The 20,930-nt window shown below is 72.4% G+C and carries 21 protein-coding genes and 1 tRNA gene; 9 read left to right on the forward strand and 13 right to left on the reverse strand.

Features of this window, described 5'->3' with window-relative positions; all coding sequences use genetic code 11:
• Positions 1–8 precede the first annotated feature (8 nt).
• The 12 genes from ACIO92_RS10285 to ACIO92_RS10340 form a co-directional block, all read right to left on the reverse strand.
• On the reverse strand, positions 9–1,661 hold the full coding sequence (locus ACIO92_RS10285; protein WP_366445362.1) for a long-chain fatty acid--CoA ligase: 1,653 nt from the start codon (positions 1,659–1,661) through the stop codon (positions 9–11).
• A 124-nt stretch (positions 1,662–1,785) separates the two neighbouring features.
• Complete coding sequence (locus tag ACIO92_RS10290) at positions 1,786–2,331, reverse strand: SigE family RNA polymerase sigma factor (RefSeq protein WP_366445361.1); 546 nt, start codon at positions 2,329–2,331, stop codon at positions 1,786–1,788.
• Between the two features lie 319 nt (positions 2,332–2,650).
• A complete protein-coding gene (locus ACIO92_RS10295; RefSeq protein WP_402280200.1) occupies positions 2,651–3,994 on the reverse strand; it encodes a DUF1906 domain-containing protein in 1,344 nt (447 codons plus the stop codon).
• Between the two features lie 53 nt (positions 3,995–4,047).
• A complete protein-coding gene (locus ACIO92_RS10300; protein ID WP_402280198.1) occupies positions 4,048–5,214 on the reverse strand; it encodes a lipid-transfer protein in 1,167 nt (388 codons plus the stop codon).
• Positions 5,211–5,594 carry a MaoC family dehydratase gene (locus ACIO92_RS10305; RefSeq protein ID WP_402280196.1) on the reverse strand — a complete coding sequence of 128 codons (384 nt, stop codon included), beginning with the start codon at positions 5,592–5,594 and terminating at the stop codon, positions 5,211–5,213. The genes ACIO92_RS10300 and ACIO92_RS10305 overlap by 4 nt, the downstream gene beginning before the upstream one ends.
• Positions 5,591–6,847, reverse strand: coding sequence for an acyl-CoA dehydrogenase family protein (locus ACIO92_RS10310; RefSeq protein WP_402280194.1), 1,257 nt, complete (start codon positions 6,845–6,847; stop codon positions 5,591–5,593). The genes ACIO92_RS10305 and ACIO92_RS10310 overlap by 4 nt, the downstream gene beginning before the upstream one ends.
• A gap of 1 nt (position 6,848) precedes the next feature.
• Positions 6,849–7,919: a bifunctional MaoC family dehydratase N-terminal/OB-fold nucleic acid binding domain-containing protein gene (locus tag ACIO92_RS10315; protein WP_402280192.1), complete on the reverse strand. Its 1,071-nt coding sequence runs from the start codon at positions 7,917–7,919 to the stop codon at positions 6,849–6,851.
• Positions 7,916–9,082 carry an acyl-CoA dehydrogenase family protein gene (locus ACIO92_RS10320; protein ID WP_366445355.1) on the reverse strand — a complete coding sequence of 389 codons (1,167 nt, stop codon included), beginning with the start codon at positions 9,080–9,082 and terminating at the stop codon, positions 7,916–7,918. Before ACIO92_RS10320 ends, ACIO92_RS10315 begins: the two co-directional genes overlap by 4 nt.
• A gap of 378 nt (positions 9,083–9,460) precedes the next feature.
• A complete protein-coding gene (locus tag ACIO92_RS10325; RefSeq protein WP_402054942.1) occupies positions 9,461–9,766 on the reverse strand; it encodes a hypothetical protein in 306 nt (101 codons plus the stop codon).
• 404 nt (positions 9,767–10,170) lie between these two features.
• A complete protein-coding gene (locus tag ACIO92_RS10330) occupies positions 10,171–10,695 on the reverse strand; it encodes an O-acetyl-ADP-ribose deacetylase (RefSeq protein WP_402280190.1) in 525 nt (174 codons plus the stop codon).
• A 286-nt stretch (positions 10,696–10,981) separates the two neighbouring features.
• Positions 10,982–11,227 (reverse strand): antitoxin, encoded by a 246-nt coding sequence (locus ACIO92_RS10335; RefSeq protein ID WP_402280188.1) that lies wholly within the window; start codon positions 11,225–11,227, stop codon positions 10,982–10,984.
• 272 nt (positions 11,228–11,499) lie between these two features.
• Positions 11,500–11,589 (reverse strand) — tRNA-Ser (locus ACIO92_RS10340).
• Positions 11,590–11,817: 228 nt separating this feature from the next.
• Between ACIO92_RS10340 and ACIO92_RS10345 the strand changes: the two genes are divergently transcribed.
• Complete coding sequence (locus ACIO92_RS10345; RefSeq protein ID WP_402280186.1) at positions 11,818–12,594, forward strand: NUDIX domain-containing protein; 777 nt, start codon at positions 11,818–11,820, stop codon at positions 12,592–12,594.
• Here ACIO92_RS10345 and ACIO92_RS10350 read toward each other — a convergent pair.
• Positions 12,578–13,714: an XRE family transcriptional regulator gene (locus ACIO92_RS10350; RefSeq protein ID WP_402280184.1), complete on the reverse strand. Its 1,137-nt coding sequence runs from the start codon at positions 13,712–13,714 to the stop codon at positions 12,578–12,580. The two genes, ACIO92_RS10345 and ACIO92_RS10350, sit on opposite strands and share 17 nt — an antisense overlap.
• A 706-nt stretch (positions 13,715–14,420) precedes the next feature.
• Here ACIO92_RS10350 and ACIO92_RS10355 point away from each other — a divergent pair.
• From ACIO92_RS10355 to ACIO92_RS10390, 8 genes are all read left to right on the forward strand, one after another.
• Complete coding sequence (locus ACIO92_RS10355) at positions 14,421–14,687, forward strand: DUF6284 family protein (protein ID WP_402280182.1); 267 nt, start codon at positions 14,421–14,423, stop codon at positions 14,685–14,687.
• Positions 14,688–14,692: 5 nt separating this feature from the next.
• Complete coding sequence (locus ACIO92_RS10360) at positions 14,693–14,965, forward strand: DUF6303 family protein (RefSeq protein WP_402280374.1); 273 nt, start codon at positions 14,693–14,695, stop codon at positions 14,963–14,965.
• Complete coding sequence (locus ACIO92_RS10365; RefSeq protein WP_402280180.1) at positions 14,962–15,303, forward strand: hypothetical protein; 342 nt, start codon at positions 14,962–14,964, stop codon at positions 15,301–15,303. Before ACIO92_RS10360 ends, ACIO92_RS10365 begins: the two co-directional genes overlap by 4 nt.
• Entirely contained in the window at positions 15,300–16,325 is a 1,026-nt protein-coding gene (locus tag ACIO92_RS10370; RefSeq protein ID WP_402280178.1) for a DUF2637 domain-containing protein, read from the forward strand. The genes ACIO92_RS10365 and ACIO92_RS10370 overlap by 4 nt, the downstream gene beginning before the upstream one ends.
• Positions 16,326–16,345: 20 nt before the next feature.
• Positions 16,346–16,804, forward strand: coding sequence for an NUDIX domain-containing protein (locus tag ACIO92_RS10375; RefSeq protein WP_402280176.1), 459 nt, complete (start codon positions 16,346–16,348; stop codon positions 16,802–16,804).
• A 1-nt stretch (position 16,805) separates the two neighbouring features.
• Positions 16,806–17,024: a hypothetical protein gene (locus ACIO92_RS10380; RefSeq protein WP_402280174.1), complete on the forward strand. Its 219-nt coding sequence runs from the start codon at positions 16,806–16,808 to the stop codon at positions 17,022–17,024.
• 80 nt (positions 17,025–17,104) lie between these two features.
• Complete coding sequence (locus tag ACIO92_RS10385) at positions 17,105–18,691, forward strand: hypothetical protein (protein ID WP_402280172.1); 1,587 nt, start codon at positions 17,105–17,107, stop codon at positions 18,689–18,691.
• Positions 18,691–20,802, forward strand: a complete 2,112-nt coding sequence (locus ACIO92_RS10390; RefSeq protein ID WP_402280170.1) for a hypothetical protein — start codon at positions 18,691–18,693, stop codon at positions 20,800–20,802. The genes ACIO92_RS10385 and ACIO92_RS10390 overlap by 1 nt, the downstream gene beginning before the upstream one ends.
• The last annotated feature ends 128 nt before the right edge of the window (positions 20,803–20,930 follow it).

A 20,930-nucleotide genomic window follows, 5' to 3' on the forward strand; every position in this document is an offset into this window, starting at 1 on the left:
CGCCCGGCCTACAGCTCCGTCACGTCCAGTTCCCCGTCCGCGTACTGCTTGCGGATGACCTTCTTGTCGAATTTACCGACGCTCGTCTTCGGTACCGCCGGGACGATCGCCCAGCGCTCCGGGAGCTGCCACTTCGCGATGCCGCCCTCGGCACCGAGGAAGGCCCGCAGCGTCTCGTAGTCGGCGCTCGCGCCCTCCTTGAGGACGACGGTCGCGAGCGGGCGCTCGCCCCACTTCTCGTCCGGGACGGCGACGACGGCCGCTTCGGCCACCGCCGGGTGGGCCATCAGGGCGTTCTCCAGTTCGACGCTGGATATCCATTCGCCGCCGGACTTGATGACGTCCTTGGCGCGGTCGGTGAGGGTGAGGAAACCGTCCGGACCGATCACGCCCACGTCACCGGTCTTGAGCCAGCCGTCCGCGCTGAACTTGTCCTCGGGGCGCAGCGGTTCGCCGTCGACGCCGTTGTAGTACGCGCCCGCGATCCAGGCCCCGCGCACCTCCAGCTCACCCGCCGACTCGCCGTCCCAGGGCAGGTGGTCGCCGCCGGGGCCGACGAGCCGGGCCTCGACGCCGGTGGGGAAGCGGCCCTGGGTGACCCGGTAGGGCCACTCCTCCTCCGGGGTGAGCCCGGCGGGCGGGTGCGCCATCGTGCCCAGCGGGGAGGTCTCCGTCATGCCCCAGGCGTGGCAGAGCCGGACGCCGAGCCGGTCGTACGCCTCCATCAGGGACGGCGGACAGGCCGCGCCGCCGATGGTGACCTGGGCCATCGAGGACAGGTCGCGGGGGCGGGCGGTGACCTCGGCGAGCAGACCCTGCCAGATGGTGGGAACGGCCGCCGCGTGGGTCGGGCGCTCCCGTTCGATCATGTCGGCGAGCGGGGCGGGCTGGAGGAAACGATCCGGCATGAGCATGTTGATGCCGGTCATGAAGGTGGCGTGCGGCAGGCCCCAGGCGTTCACATGGAACTGGGGGACGACCACGAGGGTGGTGTCCCGGTCGGTCAGGCCCATCGACTCGGCCATGTTGACCTGCATGGAGTGCAGATAGATCGACCGGTGGGAGTAGACCACGCCCTTGGGGTCGCCGGTGGTGCCGGAGGTGTAGCACATGGCGGCGGCGGTCCGCTCGTCCAGCTCGGGCCAGTCGTAGGTGGTGGCGCGGCCCGCGATCAGCTCCTCGTAGTCGTGGACGCGCGGCGCGGCGCCGTCCAGGACCGACCGGTCGCCGGGACCCGCGACGACGACGTGCTCGACCGTCGGCAGGTGCGGCAGCAGCGGGGCCAGGAGGGGCAGCAGGGAGCCGTTGACGAGGACGACCCGGTCGGCGGCGTGGTGGACGATCCACACCAGCTGTTCGGGGGGCAGACGCAGGTTCAGGGTGTGCAGGACCGCGCCCATGGAGGGGATCGCGAAGTACGCCTCGACGTGCTCGGCGTTGTTCCACATCAGGGTGGCGACCCGCTGGTCGCCGGTGACGCCGAGTTCGTCCCGCAGGGCGTTGGCCAGCTGATGGGCGCGCGCTCCGGCCTCCGCGAACGTGCGGCGCTGCGGTTCGGGCTCACCCGTCCAGGTGGTGATGGTGGACTTCCCGTGGATCGTCATCCCGTGCTTGAGGATGCGGCTCACGGTCAGCGGTACGTCCTGCATGGTGCTGTACACGGGGCGTCCTCCCGGTGGGCGCTACGTGGCAGTAGGGGTGTGCAGATTCTGCGCACGTACCGCGCGGTATGTCACTACCCGGGAGTACGGAAATTGCCAGTGATCACTGGCAGCAGCGGGAGCGCTACCGTACGGGAGCCAGCTCGGGGTCCTCGCGGAGCTTGCCGAGCGCCCGCGACACCGCGCTCTTCACCGTCCCGACCGACACCCCGAGCACCTCGGCCGTCTGCGCCTCGCTCAGGTCCTCGTAGTACCTGAGGACGACCATCTGCCGCTGGCGCTCCGGGAGCTTCAGGACCGCGCGCCACATCGCGTCGTGCAGTGCCTGCCGCTCGGCCGGGTCCGGTTCGGGCAGCCCGGTGGGCTCGGGCAGCTCCTCGCAGGCGAACTCGTCGACCTTGCGCTTGCGCCACTGCGAGGTGCGCGTGTTCAGGAGCGCCCGGCGCACATAGCCGTCCAGGGCGCGGTGGTCCTCGATGCGCTCCCAGGCGACGAAGGTCTTGGCGAGCGCCGTCTGGAGCAGGTCCTCGGCGTCGCACGGGTTCGCCGTCAGGGAGCGCGCGGTGCGCAGCAGCACGGGCCCGCGCGCCCTGACGTACGAGGAGAAGGTCGGGTACGACGCGTACTGCGAGGCACCGGCGCAGACGGGGCCAGAAGGTGGCGGAGTCATGGCTCCACGCTAGGAGGGGAGGAGCCTCCGGCGGATCGGCCCCAGGTCCCGAACCGTCGTCCGCCTCAGGTTGTAGGGGTGGGGAAGGCTCCACCTCCTCTGGGTGGAGAGCCGTAGGGGCCGCGTCAGGGTCGGACCCCGGCGGGACGGGGCCCCGGGGGGGGAGGCCGGGGCCCTTTCGGGGTCCGGACCGGGTCCGGACCCCCGGTGCTCCCTGACCCGGCCGGAATCGGCCCGCCCGCGGGGACGGCCGGGACCGGCTCCCCCGCGAGCACGGCCGGGGACGGTCCCCCTGCGAGCACGGCCGGGGACGGCCCCCTCATGGGGACGGCCGGGACCGGTCTCCACCTGATCCACGGTCCGGGACGGGGACGGACTCCGTGTGCTCACGCTCCGGACCGGTCCCGGGGTCCGCGTGCACACGGTCCGGGACGGGGTCGGCCCGGTGCTCCCGGACCGTCAGACGCGCGGCCGGGGTGATCCGGGCGACGGGCGCGTCCACCTCGTCCCGGTCGATGACGAGCCGGTGCCCGCCGTACGTCTCCGCCACATCGCCCTCGTACTGGTGGATCCGCGCGTGCGGCCACGCGTGCGGGTCCAGGACGTTCTCCGTGTACAGCGCGGGCCCGCCCCGCCAGCGCGCGAACCAGATCACGTCCGGCAGGTCGGCCGTGCCCGCCCGCCGCTGCGCCTCGATGTCGCGTACGCCCGAGTCGGCGCTGCTGTAGAACCCGGCCAGATGGCCGAGCCGCCGGACCTCCCGGTTCCAGGCCCGTACGAAGGAGAGGGTGGTCGCGGCGCAGTGGGCGTCGCCGGAGCGGTACGACTCGATGTCGAGGTACAGCGGGCTGCCCGCGTCCAGGCCCAGGGCCCGCGCGGCCCGCACCGCGTCGCCCGCCTCCCGGGTGCCCTGGCCCCAGGGGTCGGAGCCGAGGGCGAAGGGCCGCTTGGCGGCGGAGAGCACGCACGGCGCCTGGGAGCCCACGAAGATCGGCAGCAGCCGCCAGCCCATGGTGTGGACCTCGGTGACCCACGTCCGGTCCAGCTCCCGCTGGCCGGGGCAGCCCCGGCCCCTGCCCCCGAAGTAGATGCCGACGGCCCCGTAGGGGGAGTCCTGCCAGGCCCTCATCGTGGCGAGGGGCGGCGCCTCGCAGGTGTCGAAGGCACGCCCGGTGAAGTGGTCGGCGGCGACCGCGCCCCGGACGGGGGAGGCGGGTGTCCCGTGCGCCGGGGGCGCGAGTGCGGCTCGGGCGTCGTACACCGGGGGGACGACCGGGGGCCGGGCCGGACCGGACCCCGCCCCTTCCCGTACGGCGGAGGCCGGGGCGGGTCCGGAGAGCAGCGCCGCCCCCGCCAGGACGGTCACGAGCGCGGCGGCGAGGGCCCGCACGCGGGAGGACGCCGGACGGCCGGACGGCGGTCGCGTGGGCGCCGGGGGCTCAGGGGATGTCGGGGGCCGGGCGCGGTCGGGCGGTGGCGCGCCGGGCTCCGGGACTCCGGTCGGGGCGGGGGCGGAGACGCGGGCCGGGTCGGGGTTCCCGGTGCGGGGCACGTCGGCGTGCCCGGTGCGGGCCGGACCGGCGCCCCGGGTCCGGCGGGGCTCGTCGGGGCCCGGGGCCCGGGTCGGGTCGGCGTTCACGGTGCGGGGCGGCTCGTTGTCCATGGCGCGAGTAAAAGGACCCCCGCCGCCGCCCGGCCACTCCGGAGGCCTTCGCCTCAGCCGTCCGTGCCCAGGATCAACCCGGACGTAGGAACGCCCGTACCGGCCGTCACGAGGCTCCGGGCCGCCCCCGGCACCTGGTTCACCGAGGTCCCGCGCAGTTGCCGCACCGCCTCCGCGATGCCGTTCATGCCGTGCAGGTACGCCTCCCCGAGCTGCCCCCCGTGGGTGTTCAGGGGCAGCGCGTCCGCCGCGACGAACCCGGCCGCCTCGCCGGGCCCGCAGAAGCCGAACTCCTCCAGCTGCATCAGCACGAACGGGGTGAAGTGGTCGTAGAGGATGCCCACGTCGATGTCGGAGGGGGCGAGCCCGGACGTCCGCCAGAGCTGCCGGGCGACCACGCCCATCTCCGGCAGCCCGGTGAGACCGTCCCGGTGGAAGCTGGTCATCGCCTCCTGCTTGCGTCCGGCGCCCTGTGCCGCCGCGAGGATCACGGCGGGCGGGTTCGGCAGGTCACGGGCGCGCTCCACGGAGGTCACGACGACCGCCTGCCCGCCGTCGGTCTCCTGGCAGCAGTCCAGGAGCCGCAGCGGTTCGGCGATCCAGCGGGAGGCCGCGTGGTCGGCGAGGGTGATCGGCTTGCCGTGGAAGTACGCGGCGGGGTTGCGGGCCGCGTGCCGCCGGTCCGTGACGGCGACGTGACCGAACACCTCCGGGGTCAACCCGTAGGCGTACAAGTACCGTTGGGCGGCCATGGCGACCCAGGAGGCCGGGGTGAGCAGCCCGAACGGCAGCTGCCAGCCCAGTGCGGCGCCCTCGGCGGAGGGCTCCCGCCGCTGGACGCCGGAGCCGAAGCGGCGCCCGGAGCGCTCGTTGAACGCGCGGTAGCAGACGACGACCTCGGCGATCCCGGTGGCGACGGCGAGCGCGGCCTGCTGGACGGTGGCGCAGGCGGCCCCGCCGCCGTAGTGGACGCGGGAGAAGAAGGACAGCTCGCCGATGCCGGACGCCTGGGCGACGGTGATCTCGGGGTTGGTGTCCATGGTGAAGGTGACCAGGCCGTCGACGTCGGCGGGGGTGAGCCCGGCGTCGGCGAGGGCCGCGCCGACCGCCTCGACGGCGAGGGACAGCTCGCTGCGGCCCGAGTCCTTGGAGAACTCGGTGGCCCCGATGCCGACGACGGCCGCCCGCCCGCCGAGCCCGTCCCGGTGGCGGACGCTCATTCCGGCACCTCCACGGTGACGGTGCCGGTGACGTGGTGCCCGAGCCCGTTGGCCCCGGTGATCCTGACCCGGGCGGTGTCCCCGTCCACCTCCACCACGGTGCCGGTGAGGACCATGGTGTCGCCGGGGTAGTTGGGGGCGCCGAGGCGGATGGCGACCTTGCAGAGGACCGCGCGGGGGCCGAGGCGGTCGGTGACGTACCGCCCGACGAGGCCGTTGGTCGTGAGGATGTTCATGAAGATGTCCGGGGAGCCCTTCTCCCGGGCCAGTTCGGCGTCGTGGTGCACGTCCTGGTAGTCGCGGGAGGCCACGGCCCCGGCGACGATCAGGGTGCGGGTGATCGGCACCGTCAGCGGCTCCAGTTCGTCCCCGGGTTTCACGACGGCTCTCCTTCCGCGAGCAGGTCGCCGAGTTCGGCGAGGAGTTCGGTGCCGCAGCCCAGGTACGCGTCGAGCTGCCGGCCCCACAGGAAGTGCCGGTGGACGGGGTGGTCGAGGTCCGCGCCGGTGCCGCCGTGCAGGTGCTGCCCGGCGTGCACGACCCTCTTCCCCGCCTCGGAGGCCCACCAGGCGGCGGTGAGGGCCGCCCCGGAAGCGGCCAGGCCCTCGTCGAAGCGCCAGGCGGCCTCGTAGGCGGTGACCCGGATGGCCTCGGTGTCCATGTACGCGTCGGCGGCCCGTAGTTGGACGGCCTGCCGGGTGGAGAGCGGGCGGCCGAACTGCTCCCGTACGGAGGTGTGCTCGACGGCCCTGGCCAGCGATCCGGCGCAGACGCCCGCCTGGAGCCCGGCGAACGCGGTCCGCGCGGCGGCGAGCACGTCCGCGTACGCGCCGGGGCCGCCGAGCCGCTCCCCCGGGGCCCCTTCGAGGACGAGCCGCCCCGCCGACCAGGGCGCGGTGAGCTCGACGGGTTCGGTCCCGGCCGCGTCCTCGACGCGGACCAGCCACAGGGCGTGCTCCCGGTCCGGTACGAGGACGTGGGTGGCGTCCCCGAGCCAGGGGACCCACGGCACGGTGCCGTCGAGCAGCGCGTGCGGGTGCGCGTGCGCGTGCGGATGCGGATGCGTGTCGGGGAGTTCGCGGGCGCCTTCGTCGGGGAGTCCGTGGGGCCCTTCGTCGGGCCGCCGCGCGCCGGGGGACCCGTCGGGCCGTCCTCCCAGGTCCCGGCCGAGCGGACCCTCGGGCCCGTTCCGGCGATGTCGAGGCCCTCCGCCGGGCGGCCCGTCGTGCTCCGCGACCAGCGGACCGGCCGGGCTCCCGGCGCGGGCCGTGACCGTGCCGGGCGCCGGGAACGCGCCCGTCACCACCGTCGTACCGTCGCGCAGTCCGGGCAGCAGCCGGGCGCGCTGTGCCCCGGTGCCGTGCCGGGCGATCGCGAGGATCCCGTACGCGCAGGTCACGGCCAGCGGCACCTGGGCCGTCACCCGCCCCTGCTCCTCCAGGAGCAGGACCAGGCCCAGCAGCCCGGTCTCCTCGACGGCGGCCGGGAGCCCGGCGGCACACAGCGCCTTCCACAGCTCGGCGTCCGTGCCGGTGCCCGCCGCCCTGAGCCGTTCGTGGGTGGCGAGGTCGGTGAAGATACGGGCGGCGAGCTCCCGTACGGCCGACTGCTCCTCGCCGGGGGTGAAGTCCATGTCAGCGCTCCCCTTCCGCGTCCGCGCCCGTGTCCGCGCCCACGTCCGAGCCCGCTTCCGTTTCCGTTTCCGGGCGGAAGACGGGCAGTTCCAGGTCCTCGTCGACCCGCAGGAACTCCAGCCGCACCGGCATCCCGATCCGCACCTCGTCGTGGGGCACCCCCACCACGTTGCTGATGATCCGTACCCCTTCGGCGAGTTCGATCAGACCGACCGCGTACGGCGGATCGAAGGCCGGGAACGACGGGTGGTGCATCACCACGTACGAGAAGACCGTCCCCGCGCCGCTCGCCTCGACCGTGTCCCACTCCCGCGAGCCGCAGTCGGCGCAGCCGGGCAGCCAGGGCAGGCGGAGGGCCGCGCAGCCGCCGCAGCGCTGGACGAGGAGCCGGTGCTCGGCCACGCCCGCCCAGAAACCGGCGTTGTCCCGGTTGATCACGGGGCGGGGCCGCCGGGGCTTCGGCTCCGGTTCGGGGGGCCGGGCGGCGGGCGCGTACTTGAGGATGCGGAAGCGGTGGGTGCCCGCGAGTTCTCCGGCGGCGCGCACATCGGTCCTGGTGGTGACGAAGTAACCGGTCCCGAGCTTCGTCGTCTTGCGCCCGGACACGGACTCGATGACCGTGTCGAAGGTGATGTCGTCGCCGGGCCGCAGCGGGCGCAGGTACTCCTGCTCGCAGTCGGTCGCGACGACCGAGGTGCACCCGGCGCCGTCGAGGAGCGCGAACAGCTCGTCGTGGGCCGACGCCCGGCCGGTGTGCCCGGAGCGGCCGGTGCGCCCGGAGAGCCCGGTGTGTCCGGTGTGCTCGGTGTGTCCGGTGTGCTCGGTGTGATCGGAGAGCCTGGTGTGCCCGGAGAGCCCGCCCATCGTCCAGGCCTGGAGCATGGTCGGCGGCGCGACGGCCCCGGGGCCCCGGTAGGCGGGGTGCTCGTCCCCCACGGCCTCGCACCAGTGCCTGATCATGGGCAGGTTGACGGGGTCCTTCCCGGTCACGCCGACGGCGGCGGCCCGCCCCTCGAACGCCAGGAGGAGGGGGTGGAGGGGGTCGGGGTCCCGTTCCGTCTCCCGGGTCACCGGCGGCTCCTCCCCTTCATGCCGAGCCGCATCATCGCGACGATCTCGCGCTGCACCTCGCTCACGCCTCCTCCGAAGGTGTTGATCTGCGCGGCCCGGTTCATCCGCTCCAGTTCGCCGCCGTCGAGCGCTCCCGGCGAGCCCGCCCGGACCGTGCCCGCGCCGCCCGCGATCTCCTGGCAGATCCGGTAGACCTCGACCGCCGACTCCGTCCCCGCGAACTTCACTCCGCTCGCGTCCCCCGGGGCGAGGCGGCCCGCGCCGACATCGCCCACCAGACGCCAGTTGAGCAGCCGGGTCGCGGCCAGCCGGGCGTGCGCCTCGGCGGCGCGCAGCCGTACCCACGGTTCGTCGATCCGGCGGCGGCCGGTCGCCGGGTCGGGGATCCGGGCGCGGTCGAGCGCGGCGGCGAAGAAGTCCTCGGCCTGCATACCGATCGCGGCGAGCGCGACCCGCTCGTGGTTGAGCTGGTTGGTGATCAGCCCCCAGCCGCCGTGCTCGGGCCCGACGAGGTTCCCGGCGGGGACGCGTATCCCGTCGTAGTAGGTGGCGGTGGTGGTCAGTCCGCCCACGGTCGTGATCGGGGTCCAGGAGAAGCCGGGCGCGTCGGTGGGGACGAGGACGATGGAGATGCCCCGGTGCGGGGGCGCGTCGGGGTCCGTACGGCAGGCGAGCCAGATCCAGTCCGCGTTCTGGGCGTTGGAGGTGAAGATCTTCTGGCCGTCGATCCGCCAGGAGTCCCCGTCGCGGACCGCCCGGGTCCGGAGGGAGGCGAGGTCGGTACCGGCCTCGGGCTCGCTGTAGCCGATGGCGAAGACGATCTCGCCGCGCAGGATGCGGGGCAGGAAGTGGCTCTTCTGCGCCTCGGTCCCGTAGGCCATCAGGGTGGGGCCGACGGTGTTCAGGGTGACCATGGAGACGGGTGCGCCCGCTCGGTAGGCCTCGTCGAAGAAGACGAACTGCTCGTCGGGACCCCGGCCCCGGCCCCCGTACTCCTCGGGCCAGCCGAGCCCGAGACGGCCGTCCGCACCGATCCGGCGGAGCAGCCGGCGCTGGGCGTCGATGTCGGTGGCGGGGGGCGGTCCTTCGGGCATCAGGTCCCGGAAGTACGCGCGGAGTTCGGCGCGCAGCCGCAGCTGCCGCCCGGTCGGGGCGAGGTGCACGGAGACGGCCTCCCGTGGGACGACTGAGATTTCTGACTGTCCGTCAGATTCCCTTGCCGTGTCAAGGTCGGGGACCGGGGGCGTGGGCGCCGGAGGGCGGGGCGAGGGGCGAGGGACCTGGGGGCCGGGGGGACCGGGGAGGGCTGGGGGGCTGAGGAGGGCTGGGGAGGGCTGGGGAGGGCTGGGGGCGCCGCCGGGGCGCGAAGGGCGGGCGCGAAGGCCGTCGTGGCGCCGGACCCGGCGGTGTGGCCGACCGGGCTCAGGAGGGCGGGACGACGACAGCGCGGCGGCCCGCACTCCGGTACCGAAGTACCTTCGTGCGGGCCGCCGCTCACACCACGGTCACGCCCCCCATCGGGCCGGATTCCGTGCTGCCGGTCACCACCACGGGTGGAAGTTGACCACCGCGTTGGTCTGGGAGATCTGGGTGAAGGCGGAGCCGTTCACGCTGGCCGTGTTGTTCTGGTTGGAGGCACCGGCGCCGGTCGCCACCTGCTGCGTCGTGGTGGAGTTGCCGTGGTTGTTCCCGCCCACGCCGCTGCCGATGACGCTGGCGACGCTCGTGTTCGATCCGTCGTTCGCGAACCCGCCGTTGTCGGCCTGGGCCACCCCGGTGAAGAGCGCGGCGGCGAGGGGCAGGGCGGCGGTGGCGGCGAGAACGCGGACGGTACGGATGCTTGCCATGTCTGTTCCTCCGGGAACTGAAAGCGGGTGCTGAGGCACGGAACTGCGCGGAACTGCGCGGAACTGCTGTGAAGCTGTGAAGTAAGGCCATTCCCAAGGCAGTTGGCCGACCGCCCGGTGTTTTCTGCTCGACGTCGCGAGTCCAGAGTTGCCCACCGAATCCCTGGCGAACCACCCCGGAGCGCCCCATTCCCCCGCAAGCGTGAGGACAAGTCGATAAACCCGGTCAGCACAAGAAATGCCCGGCTCACCGGAATGGAGGAGTCCGAGTGCGGGCACGGCCGTTGCGCCGCAAGAGCGGAAGCGTTTCGGCAGATTTCCCGCCAACCGCCGATTCGGCGGAATGTGACAGCGAGTCCCGGGCCGAGAAAAATCAAACGGATCTGCGAAATCCGAAAGAACTCCTACTTCTGGCCCGCCCGGAGGACGGCGGCCTCGAAAACGGCGTACGCCGGAGCGTCGAAGAGCACGAACCGGACCTCTTCCACATCGGTACGGGCCGCCAGCACCGTCTCGACCGCGATCCGGGCACCGTCGTCCAGGGGCCAGCCGTAGATCCCGGTGGAGATGGCGGGGAACGCGACGGTCCGGTCTCCCGACGCGTCCGCGACCCGGAGGGATTCGCGGTAGCAGGAGGCCAGCAGCTCGGAACGGTCCTCGTCCCGCGACCAGACGGGACCGACCGTGTGGATCACGTGCCGGGCCGGGAGCCGGCCCGCCGTGGTCGCCACCGCCCGATCGGTCCTCAGGCCCTTCCCGTGGTGGGAGCGGCGCAGCGCGCGGCAGGCTTCGAGGATCTCGGGCCCGCCCGCGCGATGGATGGCGCCGTCGACCCCGCCCCCGCCGAGCAGGGAGGAGTTGGCGGCGTTGACGACGGCGTCGACGGTCTCGCGGGTGATGTCCCCGCGCACGAGCACGATCCGCACCACGACGTAACCCCCGACTTCTCTCCGTCGGGCTTCGAACCGCCCGGGGTCCCGTCGAGGCCCCGCCCGAGGCCCCCATTGAACCCGGAAAGCCCTCAGGGGCGCCCCCGGATTTCCACCTCGGGGGCGCCCCTGAGAAGGAGGCCGCGCGACGCCGGAGACCGGGCGCGGAAACCGGCTGACGGTGCCCACGGACGGACCTGCGGAGCGCGAAGCCCGGAGAACAGAACCGGCCCACCGACCACGACGAGGTCCGCCGCCTCGCCGAGAACGACCGGCCGCCCTCCCGCTACGGCTGCGGGGACGAGGGCGGGGGCGGGGGCGGGGGCGGAGTCGGGGGCGGAGTCGGCGGGTCCTGCTGCGGGGTGCCCGTCCCGCCGAGCTGCTCCTTGAGCTTCTCCTGGGCGGTGTCGACCTGGCTGCTGTACTTGCCCTGCGTCTTCTGGTCGACGAAGTCACCGGCCTTGTCGATGCCCTGAGAGGCCTTGTCCTCGTGGCCCTTCAGCAACCCCTTGAGCTTGTCCAGCACAGACATCCTCCGGCCCTCCTGCTTCAGCGGCTCGAACCCTCCCAGCATCGCCTTCCCCCGCGGATACCGCATCCGCAGGACACCCACGAACCGCCGGAAACCCTCGCCCCGCGCATGAGTCCCGAGCCACGACCCCCGAGAAGCCGAAACCCGCCGCCGACACCCAGAAACCCAGAAGAGCTCGAACGCCCCCTGACGGGTCGGAACAACCCAGGCCCCACAAGAAAGGGGCACCCCGTGAGACGGGGTGCCCCTTCCGGTCAGCGCGACGGCTGACCTGGTGCGGTGGGTGTGGGATTTGAACCCACGGTGACTCGCGCCACGACGGTTTTCAAGACCGCCTGTCGTACAGCAACCATTGCCACTGCGACCTGCGCGTTCCCCACTCCGAGATCTCTGCGTGGCTTCCCTGGCCCGCACCTGGCCCACGAGGCCCCGAAACAGCCCCTTCTCAGGTCTGCATCCGCTGTCCGCTCGCGACCGGCATCCGGGGCCGGGCGACCGCTGGAAGAGAGGTTCACATGGCCGAGTCATCCGTTCTGCTCCCCCGATACGCTGGCTACCACCAGCCGACGATCCGGGAGTGTGCGCCGAGGATGGGACCCAAGACGCAGAAGGTCTACGAGACGATCCGCTCCTGGATCGAGTCGGGCCGCTACGGCCCCGGCGACAAGCTGCCGTCCGAGCGGGCGCTGAGCGCCGAGCTGGGGATCGGCCGTACCGCGCTGCGTCAGGTACTCGCCCGTCTGTCCAACGAGCACTTCATCAAGGCACACGACCGCAGCTCCTACCGCGTCCTCGGCAGCGAGAGCGTCCCGACGCCGCCGGAGGTGGAGCCGTGGAAGATCCACGGCTCCCGCCACATCTACGAGAACCCGTGGGTGAACCTGGAACTGGTCGACGTCGAGCCCCCCGGAGTCGACCGCTTCGAGCACCATGTCGTCCGACTCTTCCGTGTGGCGATCACTGCTGTGGTTGATGACCAGGACCGCGTACTCATGCTGTGGCGGTACCGCTTCGTACCGCAGCAGTGGGGGTGGGAGCTGCCCGGCGGAATCGTTGACTCGGGCGAGGACGCGGCCACGACTGCGGCCCGCGAGACCGAGGAAGAGACCGGGTGGCGTCCCGGCCCCGTCGAGCACATCGTCAGCTACCAGCCAATGATCGGCATGGTCGACTCACCGCACGAGATCTTCGTGGCCCGTGGAGCCGAGAAAGTTGGCGAGCCGACCGACGCCGAGGAGGCCGGGGAGATCGCTTGGATCCCCCTCGACGACATCCCGCGCCTGATGGCCGATGGCAAGCTCATGGGCTCCGGCACGCTTGTGGCCTTGCTCCACATCCTCGCGACCCGGTCTAGAGGCGCCCGGTAAGGAGCTCCACACGGCGGCGGTACCGCACGGACCCCGTGCGGTTCGCCAGCAATCGCGCCTTCTGGAGATGCGACCGCGCCTCGTCCAGCTCCCCGCGGGCTAGGTGCGCCTGGGTGAGGTCGCAGTGGATGCCGGAGTTCGCGCGTACGAAGGTCTCATCGGCAGTGCGGAGAGACGCGTACAGCTCCTCCATCGCTGAGGCGTCTCCGAGCTTGACCAGGACATTTCCCCGCCACCGCGACAGGTGATCGGTGTTGAGGAAGATGCTCAGCATGTCGGCATCGCGTACTTCGCCGTCGCCCGGCAGAAGCGCCGTCGCACGCTCAAGCGCTGCCCTCGCAGCCGACTCCATCTCTGAACCGCCAGCGGCAGCACACAGTTCGGCTTCTGCCGCCGCCAGCCATGCCCTCAGGCGAAGTGACTGGCCTTCGAGATGGGTGCGCTGAGCGTCCCGCACTAGCTCGACTGCCAGCTGAGGCCGACCGGCGTCCGCAAGCACATACGCCTGCTCACCCATGGCGTGCGCCAGGTACAACGGCGACTCGGCATCCTGAGATGCCTTCTTGGCGAGCTCATACCGACGCCATGCCCGATCCACGGCCCCAGCGTCCAACGCCTGCCAGGCGGCAAGGGTGGATGCTCCCGCGAGGGCAGTTGCGATGGGCCGTCGTACTCCCGGCCGCACGGCGAACGTCAGCGCTTCCTCCATCGCAGCCAGATGGCCGTTCATCTGGTCAACCAGACCGGTCGCGCCCATCTGACGGTCCATGGTCCGGAGTAGCTCAGTCTGGGCCAGGAACGACGGAACCATGGACTCGCTCAGGCTGCCTGCCGCGTCAATTCGGCTCAGCAGATCCGCGTACCCGTCCGCCTGCGGCTGCTGCGCTTCGGTCTCACCCCGCAGTTCGGCATCCGTCGCGCCCAGAAGCGGCCGAAGGATCGCGGCATACCGGTCCGTGATGGTGCGTCGACCGTTCTCCCACTCAGAGATATAGGTCTTGAGACTGGCCGCAGCAGCAATGTCGAGTAGCCGTTGCTCCGCAACCCGCCGCATCTCGTGAACCAGTCGATCCTGCGACCAACCTCGTGCGGTTCGGATCGCTCGTAACCCCTGCGCCACGCCGCCTCCTGTAAAGCCCCAGGTGAGAGCACGTTAACCCCCCTGAGGTTAACCCCAGTTGGCTACCGAAGCACCGCGCTTGGGCCGTTCTCTAGAAGAGCACACCAACAACCCACCTTCCGAAGGGGTTGCATCTGGTGCGCACCAGATGCCATTCTTCTGGTGCGCACCAGATGGACCCGAAGGTTCGGAGGGTGTGCACGAGAGGGCCCTCTTTGGGCTGCTCTCAGCGCCCGGAGAGCCCCGTGTAGGCGGATCGGCTCCAAGGAAGCGACTGCTGGCTTGAGAACTGAACAGTGGACACAGAACGACAGGCATCTGCGACAAGCCGCAGGCCCTGCCGCACGAGCAGCAAGCACCTTTTCCCAGGCCGCCCTTGCGGGGCGGACAAGCGATCCGTACGTGCGGTGAGACAAGGGCAAAGATCGCGAACGAACTACGCATGTGCATGTCCGCCCCGTTGGAGGCCGACGTGAAGCGAAGACCAAGGGCGCCCCAGTGCTGGACCGGCACGGACGGCGAAGCCCGCTGAGTCACCTGACCTCCGCAGCGCTGCTGCGGCCGGTTGCCTCCCTTGCCCGTCCGGGCCCCGTTCGCGGGGCTCGTACGGGCGGGGTTGAGGGGAGCCGGAGTGCTCCAACGGCTGAACCCCCGGGGCGCCTACCCCGGGGGTTCGTAGGGCCGTTCCTCTCAGGAAGGAAGACCCATGAACCCCATCATCACACTCCCCGCAGACGGCGGGGGCCTGGCGTTCGGCGGTGAGCCGTCGGATGCGGAGCTGGACGCGATCGAGCAGGAGTTGCCGCTGATCCTGGCGGCGGTCGACCTGCTCGACGCGGAGATCATGATTCTGGACTGTCCGGCGACCGTGCTGGACGCGCTGAGGATCCGGCGGGCCCGCCGCCGGGTGCTGGCGGCTCGCCGGGACCTGGCCAACCGCGCCGCCGCGATGCTGTCGGGTGGTGCGGCGTGACGCACATGGCCCGGCTGGTCAGTCGTTCCACGGGCCTGTGGGTGCTGTACGTCGTCACCGACGACGCCCGGCCCTCGACCTGGCCCACCGTCTACCTCGCCCGAGCGTCGGCGCCGACGTGGCCGGAGCGGCTGGCGTTCCTGGCCTCGCTCGGCTACGAGCCGGTCGAGCCTGGGGCCGCCTGGGAGTGGGAGGAGCTGTCCGGGCCGGACGACTACCGCGTCCGCCTGTCCGCCTCCCTCCCGGTCCGCCCCCTCGCCGAGGAGGGCGCCTCGTGAACGCTCCGAGGCTCGCGGATCTGTCCGCGCCGCTGGCGGCCCTGCTCGTCCTGGGGACGGAGTTCGCGCACCTGCCCGCTCCCTGCGTCCACGTCTCGGAGGTCTTCCCCGAGCGGCTGGAGCTGGCGTTCCACCACGACGACTTCGCCGCGTTCGAGGCGTGGCGTGAGGCTCTGGACATCAGCCCGGAGGGCACTGTTCACCACGTTCAGGGTGACGGCTCGACGGCCGTGCGGATCGTCCACGGGGCTGTCGCCGGGGCTGATGTTCAGCTGATCGGTTTCGCGCCGATCCCGGCTCTCGTGCCGGTCGGCGCGGGGTCGGAGGCGGCGGAATGAACAGTGTTCAGATCCGTTCAGCCGAGAAGGCACTGAATGTCGGGACGTGGCTGATCGTGTGCGGGGCGATGCTCTACTCCGTCCTCACGGTCACCCCCCTGATGCGGGCCCACACCCCGGACGGGTGGAAGTGGACCGCCCCCATCCTCCCCATCGTGGTCGACGCCGCCGTCGTCATCGTGGTCCGCCTCGACTCGGTCCTGGCCCGGTTGGGCGGGGACGGCGGGCGGTGGCCGGTGGTGCTGCGGTGGATGACCGGGGTCATGACCCTGGCCCTGAACACCGCCGACTCCCTGCTGAAGAAAGACCTGGTCGGGGCCGCTGTCCATGCGGTCGCACCACTGCTGCTGATCGTGACGGCGGAGACCGGCCTGGCCTACCGGCGGGCCATCAACGCCGCCCAGGCGGTCGCCGCCGAGCGGGAGCGGGCCGAGCGCCGTCAGCGGGAGGACGAGGCCCGGCAGCGCGCCGAGCAGGCCGAGACAGCCAGCCGCGAACGGGCCGAGGAAGCCGACCGGCGGGAACGCGAGCGTCGTGACCACGAGGCCACGCTCGCCCGTGAACAGCGTGACCACGAAGCACGGCTGGCCCGTGAACAGGCCGCCCGGGAAACCGCCCGCGAGCAGGCGGAGCGGGACCGGACCGAGGCCGCCGAGCGGGCCGAGCGAGTAGCCCGTGAACACGGCGAGCGGATCCGTGAACAGCAGCGGGCCGAGCGTGAACGCCGTGAACACGCCGCCGCCGAGCAGGCCGAGAAGGAGCGTCGCGAATACGCGGAGCGGGTCGAGCGTGAACAGCGCCAGGCCACCGAGCGCACCGCCCGTGAACACGCCGCCCTCCTCGCCGCCGGACCCGCAGCCGAGAAGCAGCCCGAGGCAGTGGCCCGCCAGACCGTCGCCGCCGCCTTCGCGGCCGGGCTCCCGGTCCGCAGGGCTGCCGAGCTGTGCGGCTGGTCGACCGGCTGGGTCACCGGCCACTACCAGGAACTCCGCCACACCACCCCCGTCACCGCCGCCGTATGAGCGGCACCGAAGGAGCCACCATGAGCACCGGCACCGAGACCGAGATTGTGCAGTTCACCGCCGACATCGTGTGTGTGCGGGGCGGGGACGTCCTGCTGATCGAGCGGGGCTGGCCGCCGTTCCAGGGCCGTCTCGCTCTGCCCGGCGGGTACGTCGATCCCGGGGAGACCGCACGCGCCGCCGCCGTCCGTGAGCTGGCCGAGGAGACCGGCATCCAGGTGAGCGAGCCGGATCTGACCCTGGTCGGCCTCTACGACGCCCCCGGCCGGGACCCGCGCGGCCGGTTCGTGAGCGCCGCCTTCATGGTCACCGTCCCCGCCACCACCACCGCGCGGGCAGGTGACGACGCCGCCGCCGTGTGCTGGGTCCCCTTCGACGCCCCGGGCCTGCTGGCGTTCGACCACACGGACATCGTCCGCGAGGCACAGCGCAGGACTCCGACGATCGCCACCAACTCCAGCTCTGTGAAGGGGATTTGATATGACGCGCAGTCAGAGGCAGGGCACCCACGCCTACGTGATCACCCTCCAGGGCGGTCCGGACGGTGGTGTGTGCACCCTCCAGGGCACCCACACCCCGCGCGTGGGTGAGACCCGCTTCGACATCCTCATGCAGCTCCGGGCCGACGCCGCCCGCTCCCACCGGGAGATGGAGGACGCCGTCGTCCTGTTCTTCTCCCTCGACCGAAACACCCTCTGACCCGCACAAAGCAGGGCCCGGCCGCTTCCTTCCACAGTCCCGGCCGGGCCCCCTAACTCCCCTTAAGGGAGGTAGCAAGGATGACGGACATCAGTACCGAGCCGGTAGTGGGCACCGTCCCGCCGCCCACTCCGCCGACCGTCCCGCCCCCTGCTCCGGCTCCGGAGCAGGGGAAAGCGAAGCAGGGTCCGGCCGGGGTCGCACATACGGCGGGCGGGTGGCCCGTGGTTCCGCTGGCCACCACCAGCGTCAACACCAGCGTGGGCACGGTCGCCGCCGCGACGCTCGCGGGCGGCCCGGCCGGGGCCGCGCTCGCGGTCGCCGGGGCGGCCCTCGTCGGCAGCGCCGTCCTGGCCCACCGCGCCATCCGCCAGCGCACCGCCAAGGCCAAGACCACCACCAAGGCCGGGGCCAAGGTCCCGACCCCCAAGCCGACCCCGAACCCGAGCCCGTCCCGGCAGCCGAACAGCTCGCCCCGCGCGGGCGGGCAGCGCTCCGCCGGCACCTTCCCGGGCGGGGCGTCCCGGGGCCGTACCGGCTCGACGGGGACGTCCGCGTCGGCGGCGCCCCGGCAGCAGCAGAAGGGCAAGCTGGGTCAGGTCCGGGACCTGCGTCAGTCGGCCCGCTCGACGGCCGGGGCCGCGACACGAGCCGACCGCCGGACCGCCCAGACCCAGGCCCGCCGTCAGACCGCCGACAACCGCCGCACCACCACTCCCACCCCCCGCCAGACTGCCCGCACCCACATCCCTTCCGCCTCCCGCGATCACAAGGCCGGTGGCTCCAACTCCCCGAAGAAAAAGCCGGGTTCGGGTCTGGGGGCTCGGGTGGGGGCGGTTCGTGACACGGCTGTCCAGCGGGCCCGTACGGCCCGGGACCGGGCCGCCGCGCGTTCGGTCGATGGTGCCCGGGACACGACCCGCTCGGCAGTCACCGCCCGCCAGAAGAAGGCGATGACCCGAGCGGTCCGCAAGCGGGCCCGGCGGGACCTGTGGCGCTCAGCGGCCCGCACACAGGGCCGTCGCCTGCTCGCCGCACTGTTCGCGGCGCCGCTCGGCGTCCTCGGGCTGCTGACCACCCCGCTCGGCCGGAAGCTCGGCATCGGCTGGCTTCAGCACCCCGGGCGCCGGTTCTACCGGCGCCTGATGCGCACCGCCGAGGAACAGCAGGCCACCCGGGACACGGCGATCCGTGAGCGGCGGGCCGCCGCCGAGGCCGCGATCGACGCCGACCTCACCCCCGAGCAGCAGATCAGCGACACCGTCGAACGCCCCGCATTCCTTCTCCCCGCCACCCCGTCGTCTCCGCTGGAGGTTGTGAACATGTCCGGTTTCAAGTTCGAGGAGGCCGCTGCCGAGATGGAGACGGCGGCCCGTACCTACGAGCCCGACACGGCCATGGAGATCCTGGACATGGTCGAGGGTCTGCCCGAGGCCCTGACCAGCGTGGCGAACACCTTCCGCATCCTCGCCGAGCGCTCCGACTCGGAGTTCCCCCTGGAGAAGGCCGTCGCCGCCGCCTTCGACGACATCTTCGGCGCCCTGCTGCACGCCGTCGACGCGGCCGGAGACGTCGCGCCGCTGTTCCGGCAGGTCCACGCGTACGACATCGCCCGCCACACCGACCCCCGCAACGGCCCCGAGGCCGAGAAGGGCTGGAACGTCTGATGACCACCACGACCCCGAAGGACACCACCACGTCGGGGCCGGTGTGGGACTGGGCTGCCGGTCACGGACCTGTGACCGGCGCCCTGTCCGCCACCACCGGCGCGTTCGCCCTGGCCACCACCGGCGCCGCCACCGGGATGCCGCCCACATGGGCGCTCGCGGTCGGCGCGGCCGGGGCCATCGGCCACACCGTCTCCACCCTCCGCGAACGGCTCTCCGCCCGCACCGTCGCCCTGCGCGCCTCCTCCTGGCTCCTGGGCGCGGGGTGGACGACGTGGGCGGTCGCGACGGGGCCGCTGTCCTGGGGCGCGATCGGGTCCCTCGCCGTCCTCGGCGTCGGCATCGGCACCACCGCCCGCAGCGCGGCCCTGTTCGAGGACGGCCGCGAGCTGGAGCTCATCGCAATCGCGGACCGGCAGGTCGCCGCCGAACTCTCCGCCGAACGCCGCACCCTCGCCGCGGAATGGGTCGAGCGGATCCAGCGGGTCGCGGGCATCACGGTGACGGTACTCGCGATCGAGAAGTGGCCCACGGGCACGGGGTTCACGATCGACGCGGAGCTGCCCGGCGGCACGACCTACGACCAGGTCGCCAAGGAATCCGCCCGCCTGTCGGCGGACGCCCGGCTCCCGCACGGCTGCACCGTCGCCGCCACCCCCGGCATCCACCAAGGGCGCGTCCTGATCGACGTCGCCACCGTCAACGTCCTGGTCAACGAGATCCCCTACCCCGCCGACTACAGCCCCCTGTCCATCCACACCGGCCTCCCCTGGGGCGTCCGGGGCGACGGCCGGGACGTCCTGGTCTACCTCCGCGAACAGTGCGCGCTCATCGTCGGCCCCACCGGCTCCGGCAAGACCAACATGGTCCACACCGTCCTCGGCTCCTTCGCCCGGTCCGGCGACATCCTGAGCTGGGTCATCGACCTCAACGCGGGCTCGGCGGGCCTGCCCTGGGTCCGGCCCGCTCTCGACGGCGACGGCACCCCCGGCCGGGAGACCCGCCCCGGAATCGACTGGCTCGCCTCCACCTACGACGAGGCCATGCTCATGCTCGACGCGGCCCTGCGCCTCGGCAAGCACCGCAAGGTGTTCTACCAGGGCCTGATGGCGCAGACGAACACGGACCTGCTGCCTGTCTCCGCGCAGATCCCGCAGGTCATGATCCTGATCGACGAGGGCGCGGAGATCCTCGCCAGCTCCGACCCCCAGATGCGCAAGCTCGCCGAGCGCATCCTGGAGGTCATCCGGCTGCTCCGCTCGATGGGCGTCCGCACGGTCCTGACCGCGCTCGGAGCCACCAGCTCCGTCCTCGGCAACCTCATGATCCGCCGCGAAGCCAAGGCCCGTGTCTGCCTGACCGGCGGAGAGGTCGAAGGCATGGACCTCAGCAAGGTCTTCCCGGGGACGCGGGGCCTGCGGCCGGACCAGGCGCCGTACAAGGGGGCCGGGTTCATCGGCACTCCCGAGTCGGCCCCGGGGCTGTTCAAGAGCTGGCGGATCACCCCGCACCAGATCGCGGACATCGTCCGGGCGACATCAGCGCTCCACCCCCGGCTCGACGAGGCGTCCGCGACCGCCGCCGGACCCGCCTACGCCCGCCGCTGGGACACCACCCGCACCGCCTGGATGCGCACCACCACCCCCACCGCCGAGCAGCCCGCCGACCGGCCCGGCCGCGAGACCCCCGGCCGAACAGGCGGCGGGCTCAACCTCTCCGCCCTCCGCAACACCCCCACCCCGGCGGCGGGCGGGCCGGACGAGGACACGCTCGCGGCCGAGTTCATGGCCCAGATCGACGCCCAGTTCGGCACCGTTCCCGAGCCCGCCGCCGACCCGTCCGAAGACGACGACCGGCCGCGCGGGCTGAACCTGACCGCATTCCGCAACGAGCCGTCCGGCGGCCCGGAAGGCCCCGACTGGCTGCCCGCCGCCGTCGACGCGATCCGGGCCGCCGGACCCGAGGGCATGAAGCCCTCGGCCGTCGCGGACGCGGTCGCCAAGGACCGCAAGACAGTCCGGGCGGGACTGAAGGCGGCGGCCGAACGAGGCGAGCTGGTCTACCGGGACAACGGACCGCACTCCGTCTACGTCCACCCCGACCACGCCTAGAAGGCTCCACAGAGAGCTACTGGGTACTGGGTAGTGGGGCGTCGCCCCACTACCCAGTAGACGCCCCAGTAAGGCACACAGGGCCTTTCAACAGGCACTTCTACTGGGGACCCCACTACCCACTACCC

The organism is Streptomyces sp. NPDC087215, assembly GCF_044744885.1.
Classification (GTDB): domain Bacteria; phylum Actinomycetota; class Actinomycetes; order Streptomycetales; family Streptomycetaceae; genus Streptomyces.

Coding starts and splice junctions, on each gene's coding strand:
- ACIO92_RS10300 (WP_402280198.1), bottom strand. CDS start 5,214: ATGAGCGTCCGCCACCGGGACGGGCTCGGCGGGCGGGCGGCCGTCGTC.
- ACIO92_RS10290 (WP_366445361.1), bottom strand. CDS start 2,331: ATGACTCCGCCACCTTCTGGCCCCGTCTGCGCCGGTGCCTCGCAGTAC.
- ACIO92_RS10310 (WP_402280194.1), bottom strand. CDS start 6,847: ATGGACTTCACCCCCGGCGAGGAGCAGTCGGCCGTACGGGAGCTCGCC.
- ACIO92_RS10295 (WP_402280200.1), bottom strand. CDS start 3,994: ATGGACAACGAGCCGCCCCGCACCGTGAACGCCGACCCGACCCGGGCC.
- ACIO92_RS10360 (WP_402280374.1), top strand. CDS start 14,693: ATGGCCCGGCTGGTCAGTCGTTCCACGGGCCTGTGGGTGCTGTACGTC.
- ACIO92_RS10335 (WP_402280188.1), bottom strand. CDS start 11,227: ATGTCTGTGCTGGACAAGCTCAAGGGGTTGCTGAAGGGCCACGAGGAC.
- ACIO92_RS10345 (WP_402280186.1), top strand. CDS start 11,818: ATGGGACCCAAGACGCAGAAGGTCTACGAGACGATCCGCTCCTGGATC.
- ACIO92_RS10370 (WP_402280178.1), top strand. CDS start 15,300: ATGAACAGTGTTCAGATCCGTTCAGCCGAGAAGGCACTGAATGTCGGG.
- ACIO92_RS10375 (WP_402280176.1), top strand. CDS start 16,346: ATGAGCACCGGCACCGAGACCGAGATTGTGCAGTTCACCGCCGACATC.
- ACIO92_RS10355 (WP_402280182.1), top strand. CDS start 14,421: ATGAACCCCATCATCACACTCCCCGCAGACGGCGGGGGCCTGGCGTTC.
- ACIO92_RS10325 (WP_402054942.1), bottom strand. CDS start 9,766: ATGGCAAGCATCCGTACCGTCCGCGTTCTCGCCGCCACCGCCGCCCTG.
- ACIO92_RS10380 (WP_402280174.1), top strand. CDS start 16,806: ATGACGCGCAGTCAGAGGCAGGGCACCCACGCCTACGTGATCACCCTC.
- ACIO92_RS10385 (WP_402280172.1), top strand. CDS start 17,105: ATGACGGACATCAGTACCGAGCCGGTAGTGGGCACCGTCCCGCCGCCC.
- ACIO92_RS10390 (WP_402280170.1), top strand. CDS start 18,691: ATGACCACCACGACCCCGAAGGACACCACCACGTCGGGGCCGGTGTGG.